19 protein-coding genes are annotated in these 22,925 nt (G+C 68.7%); 8 read left to right on the top strand and 11 right to left on the bottom strand.

Translation table 11 applies throughout. The features are described from left to right. The coding region (locus LGM42_RS29425) for a hypothetical protein (RefSeq protein ID WP_226234099.1) at positions 1-494 on the top strand (494 nt) is incomplete at its 5' end. Positions 495-612: 118 nt separating this feature from the next. Here the strand turns inward: LGM42_RS29425 and LGM42_RS29420 are convergent. Next, the gene (locus LGM42_RS29420) at positions 613-1,533 is read right to left on the bottom strand and encodes a pyridoxal-phosphate dependent enzyme (protein ID WP_226234098.1); all 921 of its coding nucleotides are present in this window, start codon (positions 1,531-1,533) and stop codon (positions 613-615) included. 166 nt (positions 1,534-1,699) lie between these two features. On the opposite strand from LGM42_RS29420, the gene LGM42_RS29415 reads away from it, so the two are divergent. Beyond that, a complete protein-coding gene (locus LGM42_RS29415; RefSeq protein WP_060313458.1) occupies positions 1,700-2,611 on the top strand; it encodes a LysR family transcriptional regulator in 912 nt (303 codons plus the stop codon). Between the two features lie 558 nt (positions 2,612-3,169). Continuing rightward, a complete protein-coding gene (locus LGM42_RS29410) occupies positions 3,170-4,375 on the top strand; it encodes an MFS transporter (RefSeq protein ID WP_155644548.1) in 1,206 nt (401 codons plus the stop codon). A 102-nt stretch (positions 4,376-4,477) separates the two neighbouring features. On the opposite strand, the gene LGM42_RS29405 is transcribed toward LGM42_RS29410, so the two are convergent. From LGM42_RS29405 to LGM42_RS29395, 3 genes are read right to left on the bottom strand one after another with little or no spacing between them, the layout of a single operon-like run. Next, positions 4,478-5,500, bottom strand: a complete 1,023-nt coding sequence (locus LGM42_RS29405; protein ID WP_060313453.1) for a histone deacetylase family protein — start codon at positions 5,498-5,500, stop codon at positions 4,478-4,480. Positions 5,501-5,524: 24 nt separating this feature from the next. Beyond that, the gene (locus LGM42_RS29400; RefSeq protein WP_060313451.1) at positions 5,525-6,796 is read right to left on the bottom strand and encodes a Zn-dependent hydrolase; all 1,272 of its coding nucleotides are present in this window, start codon (positions 6,794-6,796) and stop codon (positions 5,525-5,527) included. A gap of 31 nt (positions 6,797-6,827) precedes the next feature. Continuing rightward, positions 6,828-8,138 (bottom strand): MFS transporter, encoded by a 1,311-nt coding sequence (locus LGM42_RS29395; protein ID WP_059573908.1) that lies wholly within the window; start codon positions 8,136-8,138, stop codon positions 6,828-6,830. Positions 8,139-8,328: 190 nt separating this feature from the next. On the opposite strand from LGM42_RS29395, the gene LGM42_RS29390 reads away from it, so the two are divergent. After that, on the top strand, positions 8,329-9,285 hold the full coding sequence (locus LGM42_RS29390) for a LysR family transcriptional regulator (RefSeq protein WP_050015147.1): 957 nt from the start codon (positions 8,329-8,331) through the stop codon (positions 9,283-9,285). 70 nt (positions 9,286-9,355) lie between these two features. Here LGM42_RS29390 and LGM42_RS29385 read toward each other — a convergent pair whose 3' ends face one another. The 7 genes from LGM42_RS29385 to LGM42_RS29355 all read right to left on the bottom strand — a co-directional run bounded on the left by LGM42_RS29385 (position 9,356) and on the right by LGM42_RS29355 (position 18,177). Then, positions 9,356-10,786, bottom strand: a complete 1,431-nt coding sequence (locus LGM42_RS29385) for a purine-cytosine permease family protein (RefSeq protein WP_226234097.1) — start codon at positions 10,784-10,786, stop codon at positions 9,356-9,358. 393 nt (positions 10,787-11,179) lie between these two features. Further along, complete coding sequence (locus LGM42_RS29380) at positions 11,180-11,809, bottom strand: NAD(P)H-binding protein (RefSeq protein WP_226234096.1); 630 nt, start codon at positions 11,807-11,809, stop codon at positions 11,180-11,182. Positions 11,810-12,137: 328 nt separating this feature from the next. After that, positions 12,138-13,529 carry a dihydrolipoyl dehydrogenase gene (gene lpdA, locus LGM42_RS29375; RefSeq protein WP_226234095.1) on the bottom strand — a complete coding sequence of 464 codons (1,392 nt, stop codon included), beginning with the start codon at positions 13,527-13,529 and terminating at the stop codon, positions 12,138-12,140. Positions 13,530-13,533: 4 nt separating this feature from the next. Further along, positions 13,534-14,856, bottom strand: coding sequence for a dihydrolipoamide acetyltransferase family protein (locus LGM42_RS29370; RefSeq protein WP_226234094.1), 1,323 nt, complete (start codon positions 14,854-14,856; stop codon positions 13,534-13,536). 1 nt (position 14,857) lies between these two features. After that, a complete protein-coding gene (locus tag LGM42_RS29365) occupies positions 14,858-15,898 on the bottom strand; it encodes an alpha-ketoacid dehydrogenase subunit beta (protein ID WP_059573913.1) in 1,041 nt (346 codons plus the stop codon). A gap of 2 nt (positions 15,899-15,900) precedes the next feature. Next, positions 15,901-17,133: a 3-methyl-2-oxobutanoate dehydrogenase (2-methylpropanoyl-transferring) subunit alpha gene (locus tag LGM42_RS29360; RefSeq protein ID WP_059573914.1), complete on the bottom strand. Its 1,233-nt coding sequence runs from the start codon at positions 17,131-17,133 to the stop codon at positions 15,901-15,903. Between the two features lie 417 nt (positions 17,134-17,550). Beyond that, positions 17,551-18,177, bottom strand: coding sequence for a flavin reductase family protein (locus tag LGM42_RS29355; RefSeq protein WP_124657584.1), 627 nt, complete (start codon positions 18,175-18,177; stop codon positions 17,551-17,553). Between the two features lie 884 nt (positions 18,178-19,061). Here LGM42_RS29355 and LGM42_RS29350 point away from each other — a divergent pair. From LGM42_RS29350 to LGM42_RS29335, 4 genes are read left to right on the top strand one after another with little or no spacing between them, the layout of a single operon-like run. Further along, positions 19,062-20,087 carry a substrate-binding domain-containing protein gene (locus tag LGM42_RS29350; RefSeq protein ID WP_226234093.1) on the top strand — a complete coding sequence of 342 codons (1,026 nt, stop codon included), beginning with the start codon at positions 19,062-19,064 and terminating at the stop codon, positions 20,085-20,087. Positions 20,088-20,145: 58 nt separating this feature from the next. Next, a complete protein-coding gene (locus tag LGM42_RS29345) occupies positions 20,146-21,174 on the top strand; it encodes an ABC transporter substrate-binding protein (RefSeq protein ID WP_059644129.1) in 1,029 nt (342 codons plus the stop codon). A gap of 17 nt (positions 21,175-21,191) precedes the next feature. Further along, positions 21,192-22,016 carry an ABC transporter permease gene (locus LGM42_RS29340; RefSeq protein WP_226234092.1) on the top strand — a complete coding sequence of 275 codons (825 nt, stop codon included), beginning with the start codon at positions 21,192-21,194 and terminating at the stop codon, positions 22,014-22,016. A gap of 10 nt (positions 22,017-22,026) precedes the next feature. Then, complete coding sequence (locus LGM42_RS29335) at positions 22,027-22,923, top strand: ABC transporter permease (RefSeq protein ID WP_226234091.1); 897 nt, start codon at positions 22,027-22,029, stop codon at positions 22,921-22,923. Positions 22,924-22,925: the final 2 nt, after the last annotated feature.

The raw sequence follows: 22,925 nt of genomic DNA, 5'->3' as shown, positions 1-22,925 counted from the left end.
GTGCCGGCTTCGGCTGCCGGCCCGGCGCCTGCATCGGCGCCTGCTCCCGCTTCGGCTGCCGCGCCGGCTTCGGCGCCGAAGCCGGGTTCCGGTCCGGCAACCGCGCCGGCACCTTCGCCGACCTCCGGTTCGACGGCCGCGCCGGTTTCCGCGCCCCCGTCTGCGCTCGCGCCCGCATCTGCTTCGGCTCCAGCGGCAGCGCCGGCCACCGCGACGCCATCATCGGCCGCGCCCGCGTCTTCATCGGCAGCATCCGCGCCCGCATCGGCATCGGCGCCGTCGAGCGCATCGCCTTCACCGGCTACCGACAACCCCGTCGCATCGTCCGCGCCGTCCGGCGCGAGCGCCCCCACCGCGAACTGATCGCGCTCCCGTATCGTCGCGCCCGGCCGCATGCGGCGCAGCGCGACGGCACGCCCGCCTTCCGCACCGTTCCTGAAGTCGTTTCTGCCTATCCGGCCGTACGCCGGACGCGCGTGGCCCTGCGGGGTTGACGGAAAGGCAACGTCGACGCGTCACGGTGAGCCACGTATGCCCCAGGCTCGCAGTCACCCCGCGAAAATCGCAAAACGATCCGTCGTCTCGCGACTGCGCGGCTCGCCGGCGCCCCGCCTACCGCGCCGTCGCGCGCAGCGTCTGCAGATCCTCGACGGTGGCGGTCACGCCGCCGCAGACGATCACCGCGATGTCGGACGCCGACGCGAGCACCAGCACCGGCTGCTCGAGCACGGCCAGTGCAGCGCCGCACGCCGGCTCGACGACGATCCTGTGCTCATCGAGAAACCGCAGCGACGCGGCCACCGCGTCGGCATCGGACACGACGACCGGATGGATCGCGTGACGCGTCGCCCATTCGACCGCCGCGTCGCACGGCCGCTTCGCGCCGAGCGTCGTCGCGATGCTCGCGATCGCCGGCAATTCGACCGGGCGCCCCTGCGCGACCGAGCGTGCATAGCAGTCGGCGCCTGCCGTTTCGGCCGCGACGACCGGCACGTCTTGCCAGCCGTTGCGCGCCAGCCCTTCGAGCACGCCGCACAGCAGGCCGCCGCCGCCGACCGCGAGCACGACCGCGTCGGGCTTCGGGCCGACCGCCGCCATCTCGTCGATCATCGTCGCATGGCCCTGCCACAGCACGCGGTCGTCGAACGGATGCACGAATGCATCGTGCCCGTCGAGCGTCGACTGCGCGAACGCGTTCGCCTCGGCCCAGCTCGCGCCGTGCACGACGAGTTCCGCGCCTTCGACGCGGATCAGTTCGCGTGCCCGGGCCGACGCGCTTTCCGGCACGACGACGCGCACCGGCACGCCGAGTTCGCGGCCGCAATACGCGACCGCGATGCCCGCGTTGCCGCCCGACGACGACACGAACCGCCGCGCCCCGGCCGCATGGCGCGCCTCGCAGACGGCGCCGATGCCGCGCAGCTTGAACGAGCCCGACGGCTGCAACGCGTCGAGCTTCAGCCGGATGGTCCTGCCGAGCCGGCGGGACGCGATTTGCGAGCGGATATAAGGCGTCGGGATATGAAGCGGCATGGGACGGAACGCAAGGAGAAACGGAGGAAACTCGCACGACTCGCGAGCCAGGAAGCGGATGCGGCAATGACGGTCATCGTACGGCAGGCGCGCCATGCTTTCCAATACCATCGAATGGCATTTGCTATGCTTACCAGGCATATCAACGAACCCGACCGGACACCGCATGCGCCAGATCGAACTGCGTCACCTGCGCTACTTCGTCGCCGTCGCCCAGGCCGGCAGCGTGATGGCCGGCGCCCGCGCGGTGGGCATCGTGCAGCCCGCGCTGTCGAGGCAGATCCGCGAGCTCGAAGATGCGATCGGCACGCCGCTGCTGGCCCGTCGCGCGACGGGCGTCACGCTCACGGCGGCCGGCACGAGCTTCCTGCACGATGCGACCGGCCTGCTCGCGATGCTGCAGGACAGCCGCGAGCGCGCGTTGCGCAGCGCGGACGGCCAACTCGGCGAACTGCGGCTCGGCGCGCTGCCGAACTGCCTGCCGCTGCCGATCGTCGCGAACGTCCTCAAGGCGTTTCGCGATGCGTGCCCGGATGTGAAACTGTCGATCGCGCCGATGCTGTCGGCCGAACAGGCGAGCGCGCTGACGCGCGGCCAGCTCGACGCGGGGATCATGGCGTGGCGTCGCGAGGAAGCGCCTCACCTGACGGGCGTGCGGCTACTGAGCGACCGCTTCGTGCTCGCGATGCCCGCGCCGCCGGGCGGCCGCTTCGTCGCACCGCGCGCGCTGGCCGACGTCGCGAACGAACCGTTCGTCTGGTTCGATGCGCAGCGTTCCGCCGCGCACCACCGCTTCCTGATGACGCAGTGCCAGCAGGCCGGCTTCACGCCGCGCATCGCGCAGGTCGGCAGCGACATCCCGACGCTGATCGGCCTCGTCGCGGCCGGCATGGGCTGCGCGTTCGTGCCGGAAAGCGCGTCGCCGACCTGCCCGCGCACGGTCCGGCTCGTCGCGCTCGACGAACTCGCGAGCCGCTTCGACATCGAGTTCGTGTTCGACGGCGCGGCGGCGGCCCCGTCGCCCGTCGTCGCGCGGTTTCTCGCGGCGGTCCGCGACGCGGCCGGCGAATCGGGCTGAGCGCATGCCGGATGCATCGGCGCGCGCTTGGGCGACACGACTTGCGGCGCCGGCCGACGGGCCGACGGACGGAATCCGACTTCCGTCATCACGTCGTTTTTGATGCTGTAGCCCCGGTGAACGACACAGCCGCATCATCGAAAAATCTTTCAGAACGCCGACGGACGACGCGACGACACCGCAATTCTCAAATTGACACCAAAAACGGCCGTTTAACGCCGATTCGAATCGTCATGGCCCGAAATATACTGCGCGCGCATCCAACCCTCGTGCCAAAGAGAGGATGCGTTTCCGCCCCGGCCATGGACCCCCTGTGGTCGGGGCTTTTTTGCTGCCGACGCTGGCAGTTCGACGCTTTCCAGCCCTTGTGCGATGCCGGTCCCGTCGAAGCACCATCCGAGGGCCACGGCGCGCACACCTCCCCGCGCCCTGCATTGTTGACATCAAATCAAGATAATTTCGTCCGAATGCGGCTTTTTCCGCAAAAGTAATGCAGGCACACTTCGGCTGTCCTCAATGGCTTCGTGCCGTTGTCCCACGATCACAGGAGTCCACCGCGTGAACCCCACGACTTCCTCTCCTTCCCGCGCCGGCGGCAGCGCCGCGCTACCGCTGCTGGCGCTCGCCGCCGGCGCGTTCGGCATCGGCACGACCGAATTCTCGCCGATGGGCCTGCTGCCCGTGATCGCCGAAGGCGTGCACGTGTCGATTCCGCAAGCCGGCATGCTGATCAGCGCGTATGCGATCGGCGTGATGGTCGGCGCGCCGCTGATGACGCTGCTGCTCGCGCGCTGGTCGCGCCGTTCCGCACTGATCGCGCTGATGTCGATCTTCACGATCGGCAACCTGCTGTCGGCCGTCGCGCCGGACTACACGACGCTGCTGCTCGCACGTCTCGTGACGAGCCTCAACCACGGTGCGTTCTTCGGGCTCGGCTCGGTGGTCGCGGCAAGCCTCGTGCCGCGCGAAAAGCAGGCCAGCGCGGTCGCGACGATGTTCATGGGCCTGACGATCGCGAACGTCGGCGGCGTGCCGGCCGCGACCTGGCTCGGCCAGATCATCGGCTGGCGCATGTCGTTCGCGGCGACGGCGGGCCTCGGCCTGATCGCGATCGCCGGCCTGTTCGCCGCGCTGCCGAAAGGGGAAGCCGGCAAGATGCCCGACCTGCGTGCCGAACTCTCCGTGCTCACGCGCCCGGTCGTGCTCGGCGCGCTCGGGACGACCGTGCTCGGCGCCGGCGCGATGTTCACGCTCTATACGTACGTCGCGCCGACGCTCGAACACCTGACGGGCGCGACGCCCGGCTTCGTGACCGCGATGCTCGTGCTGATCGGCGTCGGTTTCTCGATCGGCAACATCGCGGGCGGACGCCTCGCCGACCGCTCGCTCGACGGCACGCTGATCGGCTTCCTGTTGCTGCTGATCGCGACGATGGCCGCGTTCCCGCTGCTTGCGGCCACGCATGCGGGCGCCGCCGTCACGCTGCTCGTCTGGGGGATCGCGACGTTCGCGGTCGTGCCGCCGCTGCAGATGCGCGTGATGCGCGCGGCCCATGAAGCGCCGGGCCTCGCATCGGCGGTGAACATCGGCGCGTTCAACCTCGGCAATGCGCTGGGCGCCGCCGCGGGCGGCGCGGCGATCTCGGCCGGATTCGGCTACGCGGCGGTGCCGCTCGTCGGCGCGCTGATCGCGGCCGCCGGCCTCGTGCTCGTCATGCTGCAGATCACGCAGCGCCGCCGCTCGCCGGCCGCCGCGAATTCGTAAGCGCGGGCACGCCCGGGCCATCTGGAATCTTCCGCGTGCATGCTCACGGCCGCGCCATGCGGCCGTTTTCATTTTCGGCGTGCGCTCGGTTCGACGGCCCGGTCAGCGCCGAGCGCCAAACCCGCCGAAAAACGCGCGTGCGTTCGCGTCGAGACTCTCGAGGTGATAGCCGCCCTCCTGCACGATCACCGTCGGCAACCCGAGCGCGCCGATCGCGCCGCCGAGCCGCCCGAACCCGTCGGTCGTGACCGCGACCTGCGATTGCGGATCGTCCTTGTAGATGTCGAAGCCGAGCGCGAGCACGAGCGCATCGGGCTGGAACCGCGCGAGCGCGCACAGCGCGTCGTCGAGCCGCTCGAAGAACGCCGACTCCGGCGCGCCGTGCGGCATCGGCAGGTTGAGGTTGAAGCCGTCGCCGGCCCCCGTTCCCGTCTCGTCCTCGTAACCGGCGACGACCGGGTAGAAGTTGGTCGGGTCGCCGTGGATCGACACGTACAACACATCGTCGCGGCCGTAGAAGATCTCCTGCACGCCCTGCCCGTGATGCATGTCGGTATCGAGGATCGCGACGCGCCGATGGCGGCCCAGCAGCGCCTGCGCGGCGATCGCCGCATTGTTCAGGTAGCAGAAGCCGCCGGCCGCGTCGCGGCGCGCATGATGGCCGGGCGGCCGGCACAGCGCGTACGCTTCGCGCGCGCCGTCGTTGACGTCGGCCGCGGCCGCCAGTGCGCCCTGCGCGGACCAGTACGCCGCGCGCCATGTGTTCGCGCCCACCGGGCAACTACCGTCGGCCAGATAGCGCGCGGCTTTCGCGAGCACGCCGCGCAACGGATTCGGATCGCGCACGAACACGTTCGACATCACTTCGTCGCCCCAGTCGTCGGGCATCTGCTTCCAGTCGCGGTGCGCGTCCTCGAGAAAGCGCAGGTAGTTCATGTCGTGCACGGCCGCGATCGGTGCGGTGCCGCGGTCGGCCGGCTCGCGCACGTCGAAGTCGAGCGACCGGACGGCCGCGACGAGCCTCGCCGCGCGTTCCGGCACTTCCTGCGGCTCGCGCATCCGGCCGCGCGACAGGTAGCTGCGCGGGTGGTGCAGCAGTTGTTCGGGATGGAAATAGGTTTTCATCGGAGTCCTCATCGATTCGCCGTTTCAGGCATCGTGCGTGGCCGCCGCCGCGTCGACGCGCGCCGCGATTCCCGCGCGCGCCAGCACCGCATGGAGCAGCACGTTCGTGCCGCGCGTCACGTCGTCGGGCAATGCATCCTCGGCTTCGTTGTGCGACAGCCCGTCGACGCACGGGATGAACACCATCGCGGTCGGGAAGCGGCGCGCGAGCAGGATTGCATCGTGGCCGGCGCCGCTCACGATCCGCTCGTGCGTGTAGCCGAACGCGGCAGCGGCCTGCGCGACCAGCCCGACACACTCGCGGTCGAACGGCGTCGCCGGGCTGCGCCAGCAGGTCTCGACCGACACCTGCACGCCACGCGCGGCGGTCACGCGAGCGCAGGCGTCGCGCAGGTCGCGCTCCATCGCATCGACTTCCGCATCGTCGTGATGACGCAGGTCGACCGTGAACGTCAGGTCGCCGGCAATCGTGTTGCGTGACGCGTGGCGGACGCCGACCTGCCCGATCGTCGCGAGCCCGCGCGGCGCGTAACCGGCGACGATCCGCTCGAGTTCGAGCGCGATTTGCGCGCTCGCGAAATACGCATCCTTGCGATACGGCATCGGCGTCGTGCCCGCGTGCGCGGCCACGCCCGTCACCGTCACGTCGAGCCAGCGGATCGCCTGCCCGCCCGTGACGATGCCGATCGTCGTGCCGTTCGCTTCGAGCACGGGGCCCTGTTCGATGTGCGCCTCGAAATATGCATCGACCGCCCCGCCCGTGGCGCGCGTGCCGCGGTAGCCGCACGCGTCGAGCGCCGCGCCGAGCGTGACGCCGTCGGCGTCCTGCTTCGCGAGCGCATCGTCGAGCGGCAACGCGCCCGTGAACACGGCCGAGCCGAGCATCGCCGGCGCGAAGCGCGCGCCTTCCTCGTTGGTCCAGGACACGATCTCGAGCGGCTTGTCGGTCGCGATGCCCGCGTCGTTCAGCGTGCGCACGAGTTCGAGCGCGGCGAGCACGCCGTACACGCCGTCGAAGCGACCGCCTTCGGGCTGCGTGTCGAGATGGCTGCCGATCAGCACCGGCGCGGCGTGCGCATCGGCGCCGTCGCGCCGCGCGAACAGGTTGCCGACGGCATCGACGCTCACCGTCAGCCCCGCGTCGCGGCACCATTGTGCGAACAGGTCGCGCCCGCGGCGGTCGTCATCGGTGAGCGCGAGGCGCCGTACGCCGCCGCGCGGCGTCGCGCCGACGCGCGCCATGTCGGCGAGGCTCCGCCACAGGCGGGCGCCGTCGATTTCCAGCAGGTCATTCATAAGAATTCCGTATCGATTCGTGCGTTGAGGGTCAATGCGATCCGAGCGCTTCGGCGGCGGCCGGCTGCGCGGCACGGCGCGCGTCGAGCGCGACGATGCAGAGCAGCGAAACGCCGGCGAGACACGTGTAGAACACCGCGAGCGGCCACCACTGGCCCGTGAAGCGATGCGCGAGCCACGTGCCGACGAGCGGCGTCAGGCCGCCCGCGATCGCGCCGCAAATCTGGTAAGCGAGCGAGATCGCCGAATAGCGCACGTGCGCGGGAAACACGTCGCTGACGAAGCCCGCGATCACCGAATAGAAACCGGCCATGCAGACGACGGCCAGTGCGATGCCGGCGATCAGCGACGCGGACGTGCCGCCCTGCACGAGCATGAACATCGGATACGGCGACAGCATCGCGAGCAGCGCCGCGAGCTTCAGGAAGCGCGCGCCGCCGATGCGCTCGGCGATCCACGCGGCGAGCGGCTGCGCGAAGAACTGGATGATCGCGACCGCGAACAGACTGTCGAGGATCAGCGAGCGCGAGACGCCGACATACTGCGTCGTGTACGCGATCATGAACGTGTTCGTGAAATAGACGCCCGCGATGCCGATCGTGTTCGCGCCGATGCAGAGCAGCACGAGCCCCGACGCGGAGCGGAACACTTCCGCGACCGGCAGCTTCACCGTGCGGTTGGCTTCCTTCACCCGCGCGAATTCCGGCGACTCGTTCACGCCGAGCCGGATCAGGATGCCGACCACGAGCAGCACCGCGCTCGCGAGAAACGGCAGGCGCCAGCCCCACGCGAGGAAGTCGGCCTTGTCCATCGACGTGACCGCGCGGAACGCGACCAGCGACAGGATCAGCCCGGCCGGGCTGCCGAGCTGCGCGAACGACGCGAAAAACGTGCGGCGCCCCTGCGGCGCATGCTCGCCCGCCATCAGCACCGCGCCGCCCCATTCGCCGCCGACCGCGATCCCCTGCACGACGCGCAGCGCGACGAGCAGCACCGGTGCAAGGATGCCGACCTTCGAATAGGCGGGCAGCAGCCCGACGCACACGGTTGCGACGCCCATCATCATCAGCGTCGTCATCAGCGCCTTCTTGCGGCCGATGCGGTCGCCGAGATGGCCGAAGATCACGCCGCCGAGCGGGCGCGCGAAGAAGCCGACCGCGAACGTCGCGAACGATGCCATCGTGCTGACGAACGGGTCGTGCGACGGGAAATAGAGTTCGCCGAACACGAGCGCGGCGGCGGTCGCGTAGATGTAGAAGTCGTACCACTCGATCATCGTGCCGATGAACGCGGCCGTCGCGGCGCGTGCCGGCTGGCGGGCGGAAGGAAGGGACTGGCTCATGCGGGCTCCTGACGCGCGCCGCGGCGGGGCGGCACGCAATATCGTGACGACGGCCGTCTGTCGCGGCCTCGCGCCGCACGCTGCGGCGCCCCTCCTTTATCGGTGGCCGCAAATCATTAGTCAAATTTCAAGTTATTATTCGCCGTATAAATTCAACTAATGACTAGCCGCCGCCCTGTCCGGAGACCCGATGCGCCCCGATCTCGCCCCGTTCCTGAACGACCGCCTCGACTGGAACCTGCTGCGCACCTATCTGGTGATCATGCAGGAGCGCAGCGTGAGCCGCGCGGCGGCCCGCCTGCACGTCACGCAGCCGGCCGTGAGCCAGGCGCTGCGGCGGCTCGAGGAGACGCTCGAGCGCCGGCTGATCGAGCGGCGCGGCGCGCACTTCGCGCCGACGCCGGCCGGCGAAGCCGTGTACCGGATCGCGAGCGACATCTACGGCGGCATCTCGCGCCTCGAAACCGAAATCGACGACAGCACGGCCGACCTGACCGGCTCGATCCGGCTGCTGACGGTGAGCCGCATCGAATCGCCCGTCTACGACGAATTCCTCGCGGATTTCCATCGCGCGTATCCGCGTATCGATCTGCAGATCGAAGTAATGCGCTCGTCGGACATCCTGTCGTCGCTGCTGCAGAAAACGGCCACGGCCGGGCTCGGCCTGTGCCGCACGCCGCACGACAAGCTGGAGATGCGCTGCTTCCTGCGCCAGCGCTATGCGATCTACTGCGGCCGCCATCACCGGCTGTTCGGGCAGACGCAATTGCGGATGGACGATCTGCTAGCGGAGAATTTCGTGTCGTTCACGAGCGACCAGATCGGCGACAGCCTGTCGCCGCTCACCGTGTTCCGTGACCAGAAGGGTTTCACGGGGCGCATCGTCGCGTCGTCGCCGAGCCTCGACGAAGTGCGGCGGCTGATCTTCGCCGGCTACGGGATCGGCTGCCTGCCCGAGCACATCGTGCGCGACGACATCGCGCAGCAACGGCTGTGGCGGCTGCCGCCCGACGACGGGCTCGTCGACGTCGACGTGTTCCTGCTATGGCATCGCGACCGCAAGATGAATGCGGCCGAGCACGCGTTTCTCGACGCGATGGAGCGCTGCATGCAGCGCTACTCGCTCGCTGAGCGGCTGGGGAAGTGACGGCGCGTGGGCAGCGCCCGGCCCGGCGCTCGAGTCGGCGGCGTGCCCGCCCGATGCGCGAGACGTGTCGTCAGTGGTGAACCTCGCCGCGTTCGAGCGGCAGGATCAGGCGTTCGGGAATGCTGCGTCGCGACGCGCGGGCGCCGACGTAATACAGCACGGCCGGCACGACGAGGCCGAGGATCCACGAGATGTCGGTGCCGCCGAGCGCGTCGACGAGCGGCCCCGTGTAGATGTGCGTCGACATGAACGGCAGTTGCACCAGGATGCCGACCACGTAGATCGCGATCGCCATCCCGTTCCAGCGGCCGTAGCGGCCGTCCGGATCGGACAGCGCCGGCACGTCGTAGCGCGAACGCGTGAAGCAGTAGTAATCGACGAGGTTGATCGCGCTCCACGGCGTGAAGAACGCGAGCAGGAACAGGATGAACGCGGTGAATTCCTTCAGGAACGAATGACGGCCCGCGAGCGCGATCAGCGTCGACACGCAGATCATCCCGAGGATGTACGCGAGGCGGCTCTTCGACGACACCGCGCCCTTGCCGCGAAAGCCGCTGACGATCGTCGCCATCGACATGAAGCTGCCGTACGCGTTGAGCGCCGTCACCGTCACCTTGCCGAACGCGATGCTGAAATACAGCAGCGCGGCCACGGCGCCCGTCGAGCCCAGGCCGACGATGTACGACACTTCATGGTGCGCGAACTGGCTGCCGGCGAGCGCGGCCGCGAACACGCCGAACACCATCGCCGCCTGCGCGCCGATCACCGAGCCGAGGCCGACCGCGAGAAACGTCGCGACCGACGACGTCGCGCGCGGCAGGTAGCGCGAATAGTCGGCCACGTACGGACCGAATGCGATCTGCCACGACGCGGACAGCGACATCGCGAGCAGGAAGCTCGCCAGCGAGAAATGCTTGTTCGCGAGCAGCGCGCCGACGTCGTGGTTCGCGAACAGTTGCACGAACATGTAGACGAACGCGACGATGCCGACCACGCTCGCGATCCGGCCGACGAAGTGGATCGCGCGATAGCCGAACACGGTCAGCACGACGATCACGGCCGCGAACAGCAGGATGCCGGCCGCGTCGTCGACGTGCAGCAGTTGCGCGACGGCCTGCCCGGCCAGCACCGAGCCGCTCGCGGAAAAACCGATGTACATCAGGCAAACGAGCACGATCGGAATCATCGCGCCGTACACGCCGAACTGCACGCGGCTCGAGATCATCTGCGGCAGCCCGAGCTGCGGCCCCTGCGCGCCGTGCAGCGCCATCACCGCGCCGCCGACGAGCTGGCCGAGCAGCAACGCGACCAGCGACCAGAATACGTCGCCGCCGAGCACGACCGCGAGCGCGCCCGTGACGATCGCGGTGATCTGCATGTTCGCCGACAGCCACAGCGTGAACTGGCTCAGCAGGCCGCCGTGGCGCTCGGCGTCGGGAATGAAGTCGATCGAGCGTACCTCGATCAGTCCGCCGGCTTTTCCACTGGTATTCGTTGACACGGGTCGATCTCCACAATACTCAGGATCACACATGGTTTGAACGGGACAGGAAGCTGCGCGCCACTCTTTCGGCTCCGCGAACGCAGACGCCGTGGATCGCCGGCATGCGCCACGCACGCATGGCCTGAAAGCTCGCGCGCAACCGGCACGGCGTATGCCGACATTGCTTGCGGATGATGTTGTATATACAACTTGCGAGATATCGGTGATTACCCGGTATCGACGGATTTTCGAAATCGTCCGAGCAATTGCGGCGCGCCCGCGCAGTTTCGGCGCGAGCCGGATGTTGGGAAAATGAAAGTTCGGCTGGCCGGGGGCGGTCGATCGGGCGCAGGCCGTCACTGCACCGCAAGCGCGGACGAATGGCCTGCCGAGCGCACCGCCCCGGCCGCGTCAGACGAGCCGGTCGGATGCGACGACCTGCACGCCCGGCCGTGCGTCGATCGCCGCGTCGAGCAAGGCGCGCGCAATCCGCGACGCGGGATTCACGCGCCACTTCACCGGCAGCACCGGTGCGGCGGCGCTCAGCGCGAACACCAGCAGCCGTTCGCCGAATCGAAACTCGTCGCGACTGCCGCCGATCAGGCCCGGTCGCACGTACGTGAGCGAATCGAACCCGACGCCGGCGAGCGCCTGTTCGACCTCGCCCTTCACGCGGTTGTAGAAGATCCGCGACGCAGCATCCGCGCCGAGTGCGGAATTCAGCACGTAGGTTGGCGTGCCGTGCCGGTGCGCGAGCCGCGCGACCGCGAGCGGATAGTCGTGATCGACGCGCCGGAAGGCCGCCTGCGAACCGGCCGCCCGCATCGTGGTGCCGAGCGTGCAGATCACGGCATCCGCGCGCCACCAGTCACCCGCGTCGGGCAGATGGTCGAAATCGACTTCCAGCGCGCGCATCTTCGGATGCGGCGACAACGGCCGGCGCGCGAGGACGATCACCTGATCGACTCGCGCATCGGCCAGCGCGGCTTCGAGGACGTGGCGCCCGACGAGTCCGGTCGCACCGACGAGCAGCAGTTTCATGTCCGCTATTCCGTGTGGAGGGAGCCTGCGTTGGCGGACCCAGGCGGCCCGGTTTCCGGCTATCGACATGATCGTCGGCCGACGCGGCGGCGGCAACCCTCCCCTCGTCTCGAAAAATTACGGCGCTGTCGGGTGCGATCGAATGAGGCGCGGCCGGCGCTGCCGTTGCGCGCGTTCCCGACCCGGCGTGCGAGTACGGGCAACCGGATCGGATCGGCTTCGGGACCGGCGCGTGCCGATACCGATGAACAACATGAAGTGCATCAGACGCCGCGAGCGCCGCCGATACGTGCGTGACGCACCGGCGGCGCCCCGTCAGGCGATGACGTCAGACATGCAGCGCATGCCCGAGCGCACGCAACGCCGCTTCCTGAAGCGCTTCGCCGAGCGTCGGATGCGCGTGGATCGTGCCGCCGATGTCTTCCAGCCGCGCGCCCATCTCCAGCGACTGCGAAAACGCCGCGGCCAGCTCCGATACACCGCGCCCGACCGCCTGCCAGCCGACGATCAGATGATTGTCGCGCCGCGCGACGACGCGCACGAATCCGTCGGTCGCCTGCAACGTCATCGCGCGTCCGTTCGCGGCGAACGGGAACGACGCGCTCAGACAATCGACGCCGGCCGCGTGCGCGTCGTCCGGCGACCAGCCGGCCGTCACGATCTCGGGATCGGTGAAGCACACGGCTGGAATCGACGCGGGCGTGAACCGGCGGCGCCGGCCGGCGATCAGCTCGGCCACCATCTCGCCTTGCGCCATCGCGCGATGCGCGAGCATCGGCTCGCCCGCGACGTCGCCGATCGCCCACACGTTGCGCATCGAGGTCCGGCATGCGTCGTCGATCCGCAGCGCGCGGCCGTTGCGATCGAGCATCAGCGTGTCGAGCCCGAACCCGTCGACGCGCGGCCGGCGGCCCACGGCAACCAGCACGCGGTCGGCCGGCAACGTCTGCTCGGCGCCATCGGCCGCCTGCACGCGCACCGCGCCGTGCGCGTCGAGCCCAAGCACCTTGTGGCCGAGCCACAGCCGCACGCCGAGCCGCGCGAGCGAATCGGCAACCGGCCGCACGAGTTCGGCATCGTACGCGGGCAGCACGCGCTCGGCCGCTTCGACGACGCTGACTTCGACGCCAAGCTTGCGATAGACGATCCCGAGTTCGAGCCCGATGTAGCCGGCCCCGACGACGACCAGCCGCTTCGGCAGCGTCGCGGGCGACAGCGCTTCGGTGGACGACACGACGTGTCCGCCGAACGGCATCGACGGCAGCTCGACCGGCTCGGACCCGGTCGCGAGCAACAGATGTTCGCAACCGATCCGCACCGTATGGCTGCCGGCGACGACTTCGACGGTCTTGCCGTCGATCACGCGCGCTTCGCCGTGCAGCACGCGCACGCCGTTCTTCTTGAGCAGCGCGCCGACGCCGCGCGTCAGCCGTTCGACGATGCCGTCCTTCCAGGCGACGCTTTTCGCGATGTCGATCTCCGGCGTGCGCACACGGATGCCGAGCGCCCCTTCGCCCGCGTGGCCGCACGCCTGTTCGAACGCGTCGGCCACGTGGATCAGCGCCTTCGACGGAATGCAGCCGATGTTCAGGCAGGTGCCGCCCAGCCGGTCGCGTTCGACGAGCACGGTCGGGATGCCGAGCTGGCCGGCGCGGATCGCGGCCACGTAGCCGCCCGGGCCGCCGCCGATGACGAGCAGTGTGGTGTGTTCGTTCTTCATCGGCTCACTCCACGAACAGCAGTGCCGGGCGTTCGAGCACCGCGCGCACGGCCTGGATGAATTCGGCCGCATCCGCGCCGTCGACGACGCGATGATCGAACGACGACGACAGGTTCATCATCTTGCGCGCGACGACCGCGCCGTCGCGGATCATCGGCCGCTCGACGATCCGGTTCACGCCGACGATGCCCACTTCCGGATGATTGATCACCGGCGTCGATACGATGCCGCCGAGTGCGCCGAGGCTCGAGATCGTGATCGTCGAGCCGCTCAGCTCGTCGCGCTGCGCACGGTTCGCGCGCACCGCGTCGGCGAGCCGCGCGATTTCCGCCGAGATCGACCACACGTCGCGCGCTTCCGCATGGCGCAGCACGGGCACCGTGAGACCGCCGTCGGTCTGCGTCGCGACGCCCATGTGCACCGCGCCGTAGCGCGTGACGACGCCCGCCTCGTCGTCGAAACGCGCGTTGATCTGCGGGAAGTCGCGCAGCGCGATCACGATCGCGCGAATCAGCAGCGGCAGCGGCGTGAGCTTGCCGCGCGTGTCGCCGTGGCGGCGATTCAGTTCCGTGCGCAGCGATTCGAGCTCGGTGACGTCGATTTCCTCGACGTAGCTGAAATGCGGGATGCGGCGTTTCGCTTCCTGCATCTTGCGCGCGATCGCGCGCCGCAGGCCGATCAACGGCACGTCGGTTTGGTCATGGCGTTCGTCGTAGCCGCGCGGTTGCGCGCCGCTCGCGGTGCCACCGGTACGCGCATACGCATCGAGATCCGCATGCAGGATCCGCCCGGCTTCGCCGGTGCCGCGCACGTAGCGCAGCTCGATACCCATGTCCCACGCACGCTGACGCACGGCAGGCGACGCGAGCGGCCGTTCGCCCGGCGCGAGCGCCGCGCGCGGCTGCGCGGCCGGTTCGTCGCGGCGCGGTTTCGCCGGTACGCGATGCGCCGCATGCGCGGGCGGCTCGGGCCGCTCGGGCGATTCGGACGGCGCGTCGGCCACCGGCTTCGACGCCGCCGACGCGACCGGTGCGGTTGCTACCTTTGTTTCGCGCACCGGCGCCGCCGCCTTCAGGTTGCCGTCGCCTTCGACTTCCAGCCGAATCAGCTCGCTGCCGACCGCCATCATCTCGCCGATCCGGCCGCCCAGCCCGATCACCTTGCCCGCCACCGGCGACGGAATCTCGACCGCCGCCTTGTCGGTCATCACGTCGGCGAGCGGCTGGTCCTCCTTGATCGTCTGCCCGACTTCCACATGCCAGGCCACCAACTCGACCTCGGCGATCCCTTCGCCGATATCCGGCATCTTGATGACATGAATCCCCATCTCACGCCTCCATCACGCGTCGCAACGCTTCACCGACCCGCGTCGGCCCCGGAAAGTACGCCCATTCCTGCGCATGCGGATACGGCGTGTCCCAGCCCGTCGTGCGCTCGACCGGCGCTTCGAGGTGATAGAAGCAGTGTTCCTGGACCAGCGATACGAGCTCCGCGCCATAGCCGCAGGTGCGCGTCGCCTCGTGCACCACGACGCAGCGCCCGGTCTTGCGCACCGACGCGACGACGGTATCGAGATCGAGCGGCCACAGCGTGCGCAGGTCGATCACTTCCGCGTCGATGCCCGTCTCCTCGGCCGCGGCCAGCGACACGTGCACGGTCGTGCCGTACGTCAGCACCGTCACGTCGTTGCCGGGCCGCACGATGGCGGCCGTATCGAGCGGCACCGTGTAGTAGCCTTCGGGCACCGCGCTCGCCGGATGCTTGAGCCACGACGTGACGGGCCGTTCGTGATGGCCGTCGAACGGGCCGTTGTACAGCCGTTTCGGTTCGAGGAAGATCACCGGATCGTCGTTCTCGATCGATGCGATCAACAGCCCTTTCGCGTCGTACGGATTCGACGGCATCACCGTGCGCAGCCCGCACACCTGCGTAAACATCGCCTCCGGGCTCTGGCTGTGCGTCTGTCCGCCGTAGATGCCACCGCCGCACGGCATCCGGATCGTCATCGGCGCGGTGAACTGGCCGGCCGAGCGGTAGCGCAGCCGCGCGCCTTCCGACACGATCTGGTCGGAGGCCGGGTAGAAATAGTCGGCGAACTGGATCTCGCAGACGGGCCGCAATCCGTACGCGCCCATCCCGACCGCCGCGCCGACGATCCCGCCTTCGGAGATCGGCGCGTCGAACACGCGCGACTTGCCGTATTTGTTCTGCAGTCCTTCGGTACAGCGGAACACGCCGCCGAAATAGCCGACGTCCTGCCCGAACACGACCACATCGCTGTCGCGCCCGAGCATCACGTCCATCGCGGAGCGCAGCGCCTGGATCATCGTCATCGGCTGCGTCGCCGTATCCGTTTCGTGTCGCGCCATCATCACGCTCCCAGTTCCTGGCGCTGACGGCGCAGGTGCGCCGGCAGCTCCTTGTACACGTCGTCGAACATCGAGGCCGGCGACGGAATCCGGTCGTCGGCCAGCGTCCCGTATTTCTCGGCTTCCTTCTGCGCGGCGATCACCTCGGCCTCGAGCTCGGCCGTCAACGCGTCATGCGCGCTGTCCGACCAGATGCCCTTCACGATCAGGTGACGCTTGAAGCGCTCGATCGGATCGCCGAGCGGGAAATGGGACCAGTCGTCGCTCGGCCGGTACTTGGTCGGATCGTCCGACGTCGAATGCGCGCCAGCGCGGTAGGTCACCCACTCGATCAGCGTCGGGCCGAGATTGCGGCGCGCGCGCTCGGCCGCCCAGCTCGACGCCGCGTAGATCGCGAGGAAGTCGTTGCCGTCGACGCGCAGCGACGCGATCCCGCAGCCGACGCCGCGCCCGGCGAAGGTCGTGCCCTCGCCGCCCGCGATCGCCTGGAACGTCGAGATCGCCCACTGGTTGTTGACGACGTTCAGCACGACCGGCGCACGGTACACGTGCGCGAACGTGAGCGCGGTGTGGAAATCGGCTTCGGCCGTCGCGCCGTCGCCGATCCACGCGGACGCGATTTTCGTGTCGCCCTTGATCGCCGACGCCATCGCCCAGCCCACCGCCTGAATGAACTGCGTCGCGAGGTTGCCGGAAATGGAGAAGAAGCCGGCTTCGCGATCCGAGTACATCACCGGAAGCTGGCGGCCCTTCAGCGGATCGCCTTCGTTGGACATCAGCTGGCAGATCATCCGCTCGAGCGGCACGTCGCGCGCGATCAGGATGCTCTGCTGCCGATAGGTCGGAAAGCACATGTCGCCGTCGCGCAGCGCCATCGCGTGCGCGGTGCCGATCGCCTCTTCGCCGAGGCTCAGCATGTAGAAGGAGATTTTCTTCTGGCGCTGCGCGATCATCATGCGCGCGTCGAAAATGCGGGTCTTGAGCATCGCGCGCAGCCCGGCGATCAGTCGCGCATCGTCGAGATCGGGCGCCCACGGGCCGACGGCCTTGCCGCTGTCGTCGAGCACGCGCACGAGGCTGCGGGCGAGATTGGCGGTGTCCGCCGCGGCTACGTCGATCGGCGGGCGGCGGACGGCGCCGGCCGGCGATAGATGCAGATAGGAAAAGTCCGTCTTGCAGCCCGGGCGCCCGGTGGGCTCCGGCACATGCAGACGCAATGGCTCTGACAGGCTCATCGTGTCGTCTCCACGCTCGATTGTGTCTCACGCTGGTTGGGAACGCGCGAGCCGGTTGCCGGCCCGCGCGTGAGCTGACGCGCGGATAAGCGCGTCAACCTTGGAAATTTATGCCTGGCAGCGGCGGGCGTCGATGCCCAAGCCGCTCGTTCGTGGTGAGCAGATTTGCCATGGCGCGGTCGGCGGCTCGTGAGTGCGGCGGGCGGAGGCGGCGAAGGACGGGTTTGCTGCAGCGCATCGTCGCCGGGGCCGGGACGACGAGCGGGCATCGAGGAGCGGACGGATCGGCACCGTCCCGATCATGTGAGGGTACGAAGCAAAAGACCCCGGGAGAAATCCTGGGATCTCCGCGGGGTCTTGCGTCTGGTTCGGGCGCTTGTACGCGCCGGTTGCCGGCTTACTGCGGCGCGCGATCGATCACGCGTCGGGACGGAACAGGTCGAAGCGGCTGTCGGGTTTCACGTGCACGTACGCCGACGGGCCGCCCGCACGAAGAATGATGCCCGCGCCGAACGTGTCGAAGATGCCGTCCTTCAGCAGGTCGTGGCGGATATGGACCGCGATGACCTCGCCCAGCACCAGCGTGGCTGGCGTCTCGACACCGTGATGATCGCGCAGCCGGATCACGTCGGTCACCTTGCATTCGAAGTTCACACCGCTTTCCGCGACACGCGGCACATTCACGAGACGCGACGGCACCGCGGTCAGGCCGCCGAGTTCGAATTCGTTCACGTCGTACGGCACGGCGGCGCACGTCTGGTTCATCCGCTCCGCGAGATCGCGCGTCGCGAGATTCCACACGAACTCGCCGGTTTCCTGCACGTTGCGCACGCTGTCCTTCGCGGTGGTGCTCGAAAAGCCGATGATCGGCGGGCGGTAGTTGAACGCGTTGAAGAAGCTGTACGGCGCGAGGTTCAGCGTGCCGTCGCTGCCGCGCGATGAAATCCAGCCGATCGGGCGCGGGCCCACGATCGCGTTCAACGGATCGTGCGGCAGGCCGTGGCCTTGCGACGGTTCGTAATAGTGATGGGTCGAGTCGGTCATGACGGGTGGTCTGGCGAGAGGCAAACGATGTGGGAGGCTGTCGGCGGGACGCGTTCGCCCATGGCGACGCGGGCGTCCATCGCGACGTGCGTGCCAGTATCACATGGCGCCGTTTTCGGCGCAGCGAAGCCGCATCGCGAGCCGCGCCGGCGTGCCGCCGCACATGCGTCCGCGCAATAAAAAACCCGCGAGCGCTGATTTCTCGCGGGTTTTTTACACCGTCATCGAATCGCGTCGACGCAATCGATGGTGCCGGGGACCGGACTCGAACCGGCAAGCCAGTTAAGGCGGCGGATTTTCGTCACACTGCTTCTTTCAAAGCCGGCCTCGCGTGCGAGAACCGTTCGTGCGCTGGACTATGCCTTCACCGTCGCGCGCGGGCGTGACCGCTGCCCGTGCGCCTTAGGCGCCCCCCGTCTAGTCTCTACACCTTCCTCGCGGGTACCGCGAGGCTTGGCTCGGCGTTGCCTCGATGCGCGCATCAGGGGTTTCGCCGAATTTGAAGGGTTCTGCACCGACCGTTTCCGGCCGGGCACTCAATCGTTTAAGTCCGCTATGTTTACCAATTTCATCACCCCGGCAAGAGGGCGGACGCGATTCTACCATTGCTTGGCGCATGCGCTCCCTTATTCCGCCGCGCCGCATCGCGACGCCAGCCATCGTCGCATCGCCTCGGCCCGCGCATTCGATACCGACACCACGCCCGACGATTTCATCCCGCGCCGCCGCCTCCGTCGATACAATCGGTCGCGCGTCGTCCGACGCCGTCAACCGTCTGACGTTTGTGTCGTGCCGTTCGCGAAACAAGCGTCGCATGCGTCATCGCGAAGTCACAAACGTTTTCGATAATTCCCCGGCCGAAAACGTTTACATCGCATGACTTCATGACCTCGACCATCAAGGACGTCGCTGCCCTCGCGAGCTTCTCGATCGCCACCGTTTCGCGTGCGATCAACGCGCCGCATACCGTCAGCCCCGCCACGCTGCAGACGATCCGCACCGCCATCGACACGCTGCAGTTCCGCCCGAGTCCGCTCGGCCGGCAACTGCGCGGCGAACGCACGCGGCTCGTCGGCGTCGTCGTGCCGACGCTGTCGAACCCGGTGTTCGCCGATTGCCTGCAAGGCATCGACGCGCTCGCGACCGCGGCCGGTTTCAAGCTGATCCTGATGACCACCGAATACGATGCGGCGCGCGAGCGTCATGCAATCGAGACGCTGCGCGAGCAGCGCGTCGAAGGGCTGATCCTCACCGTCGCCGATGCGGACACGCACCCGCTGCTCGACATGCTCGACCGCGACGGCCCGCACTACGTGCTGATGCACAACGACACGCGGCGCCGTCCGTCGGTGTCGGTCGACAACCGCCGCGCCGCCCATGACGGCGTGCAATTGCTGACCGCGCGCGGCCACCGCCGCGTGCTGATGCTGGCCGGTTCGCTCGCCGCATCGGATCGCGCGCGCCAGCGTCATCTCGGCTATGCGCAGGCGCTCGAGGAAAGCGGCGTGGCCCCGCTGCCGCCCGTCGAGGTCGACTTCAACGCATCCGAACTGCCCGATGCGGTGCTCGCGCATCTCACCGCGCACGCCACGCGCCCGACCGCCCTCTTCTGCAGCAACGACCTGCTCGCGATGGTCGTGATGCGCGGCCTGCGCCGCGCGGGCTTCTCGATTCCCGACGATCTGTCGGTGCTCGGCTTCGACGGCATCGCGATCGGCGAGTTGCTCGCGCCGCCGCTCGCGAGCGTCGCGACGCCGAACCACGACATCGGCTGCCACGCGTGGCAGCGTCTCGTCGAATGCATCGGCGGCGCGGCGATCGACCGCACGTCGACGATCCTGCCGCATGCGGTGCGCGACGGTGCGACGATTGCGCCGCCCGCCACCGACCTGCAACTGCGCAAGGCCTGATCGCAACACGCACGCGCCACGCACACCGACCACCCTCCCACTCGCCCGGAGACCCACCGTGTCCTTTCGCCTGACCTCGCTGCTGCGCGCGCTTGCCGCGCCGCTCGCCCTTGCCGCGCTCGTCGCCGGCGCCCCCGCGGCTCATGCCGACGAAACGGCGATCTGCTACAACTGCCCGCCCGAATGGGCCGACTGGGCCGCGCAGATCGCGGCGATCAAGCAGAAAACCGGCATTCGCGTGCCGTTCGACAACAAGAACTCGGGCCAGTCGATCGCGCAATTGATCGCCGAGCAGAAGAGCCCGGTCGCCGACGTCGTCTACCTCGGCGTGTCGTCGGCGTTCCAGGCAAAGGACAAGGGCGTGATCGCACCGTACAAGCCCGCGCACTGGAACGACATTCCCGCGAACCTGAAGGATCCGCAAGGCTACTGGTTCGCGATCCACTCGGGCACGCTCGGCTTCTTCGTGAACAAGGACGCGCTCGACGGCAAGCCGGTGCCGCGCTCGTGGGCCGATCTGCTGAAGCCCGAATACAAGGGCATGGTCGGCTACCTCGATCCGTCGAGCGCGTTCGTCGGCTACGCGGGCGCCGTCGCCGTCAACCAGGCGCTCGGCGGCAGCCTCGACAACTTCAAGCCGGCGCTCGACTGGTTTCGCAAGCTGAAGGCGAATGCGCCGATCGTGCCGAAGCAGACCGCGTATGCGCGCGTGCTGTCCGGCGAGATTCCGATCCTGCTCGACTACGACTTCGACGCGTATCGCGCGAAATACAAGGACAACGCGAACGTCGAATTCGTGATTCCGAAGGAAGGCACGATCGCGGTACCGTACGTGATGAGCCTCGTGAAGGGCGCGCCGCACGACGCGAACGGCAGGAAGGTGCTCGATTTCGTGCTGTCCGACGAAGGCCAGAAGCTGTGGGCCAATGCGTACCTGCGCCCGGTGCGCGCGCAGGCGCTCGGCGCCGACGTCGCCGCGAAGTTCCTGCCGGCGAGCGAATACGCGCGCGCCAAGCCGGTCGACTTCGGCAAGATGGCGGCCGGCCAGCAGGCGTTCGGCCAGCAGTACCTGCAAGTGATGCAGTAAGCCGCGGGACGCAACCGATGCTCGACCTGACTTTCCCGCTGCGCTGGCGCATCGCGCTCGTCGCGCCGGCGCTCGCGGTATTCGCCGCGTTCTGGCTGCTGCCGATGGCGTCGCTCGTGCAGGTGTCAGCCGACGGCGCCTGCTTCTCGCACTACGCGGCGTTGCTCGGCAATGCGCGCTACATGAAGAGCCTCGGCGAGACGGTCGCGCTGTCCGCGGGCGTCACGCTCGCGACGCTCGCGCTGTCGACGATCTCGGGCCTGCTGCTCGCGCGCCGCGAATTCGCCGGCAAGCGCGTGCTGCTCGCGCTGCTCACGTTTCCGCTCGCGTTCCCGGGCGTCGTCGTCGGCTTCATGGTGATCATGCTCGCCGGGCGCCAGGGGCTGATCGGCATGCTGTCGGCGAAGCTCACGGGCGACAAGTGGGTGTTCGCGTACTCGGTTGCCGGCCTGTTCATCGGCTACCTGTATTTCTCGATTCCGCGCGTGATCGTCACCGTGATCGCGGCCGCGTCGAAGCTCGACGCGTCGCTCGAGGAAGCCGCGCGTTCGCTCGGCGCGTCGCCGTGGCGCATCTTCGCCGACATCGTGCTGCCCGCGCTCGCGCCGGGCCTGATCGCGGCCGGCGCGATCTGCTTCGCGACCGCGATGGGCGCGTTCGGCACCGCGTTTACGCTCGCCACCGACCTGAACGTGCTGCCGATGACGATCTACACCGAGTTCACGCTGAACGCGAACATCGCGACGGCGGCGGGCCTCTCGATCGTGCTCGGCATCGTCACCTGGGCCGTGCTCGCGCTCGCGCGCCGCTTCACCGGCCACACCGCCGCCGCCGCGGCCTGAGGATACCTTCATGCAATCGCTTTCCGGCTCTTCCAGGCTGTCTTCGGCGCCCGCTCCGTCGCATGCGAACGGCGTCGCACGACGGGCACCGCGCGTCACGGGCGCGCGCGCGATCGCCGCGCTGCAATGGAGCGTCACGCTGCTGCTGTGCGCGTTTCTGATCGTGCCCGTCGTGATGTCGGTGCTCGCGGGGCTGACCGTCAACTATTTCCGCGGGCTGTCGAGCGGCCTCACGCCGCGCTGGCTCGAACAGGTGTGGCAGCAGTATCACGGCTCGGTCGTGCTGTCGCTCTACGTCGCGTTCGCGACGCTCGCGATCGTGCTCGCGATCGGCGTGCCGGCCGGCTATGCGCTCGCGCGCAGCAAGAGCCGCATCGCGCGTGCGATCGAGGAAGCGCTCGTGCTGCCGGTCGCGCTGCCGGGCCTGGCCTCGGCGCTCGCGCTGCTGGTCGTGTACGGCGGCTTCACCGCGTTCCGGATGAGCCTGTGGTTCATCGTCGTCGGCCACGTCGTGTTCACGCTGCCGTTCATGGTGCGCGCGGTCGCGGCGGTTGCGGCCGGCGCCGACCTGCGCACGCTCGAGGAAGGCGCGGCGAGCCTCGGCGCGTCGTTCGTCACGCGCTTCGTCACGATCGTGCTGCCGAACCTGCGGCCGGGCATCGTCGCCGGCGCGCTCGCGGTGCTCACGCTGTCGATCGGCGAGTTCAACCTCACGTGGATGCTGCATACGCCCGACACCAAGACGCTGCCGGTCGGGCTCGCCGATACCTATGCGTCGCTGCGGCTCGAAGTCGGCAGCGCGTACACGATCCTGTTCCTGCTGATGACGCTGCCGCTGCTCGTCGCGATGCAGTGGCTCGGCGTCGATCCGTCCGGTACGCGTGCGCTGAAGAAGCGCCCGCGCTGACC

It is taken from the genome of Burkholderia sp. AU39826 (assembly GCF_020419965.1).
GTDB classification, from domain to species: domain Bacteria; phylum Pseudomonadota; class Gammaproteobacteria; order Burkholderiales; family Burkholderiaceae; genus Burkholderia; species Burkholderia semiarida.
Note: the sequence above shows the minus strand (reverse complement) of the source record. Positions and strands in the feature narration are given on the sequence as shown.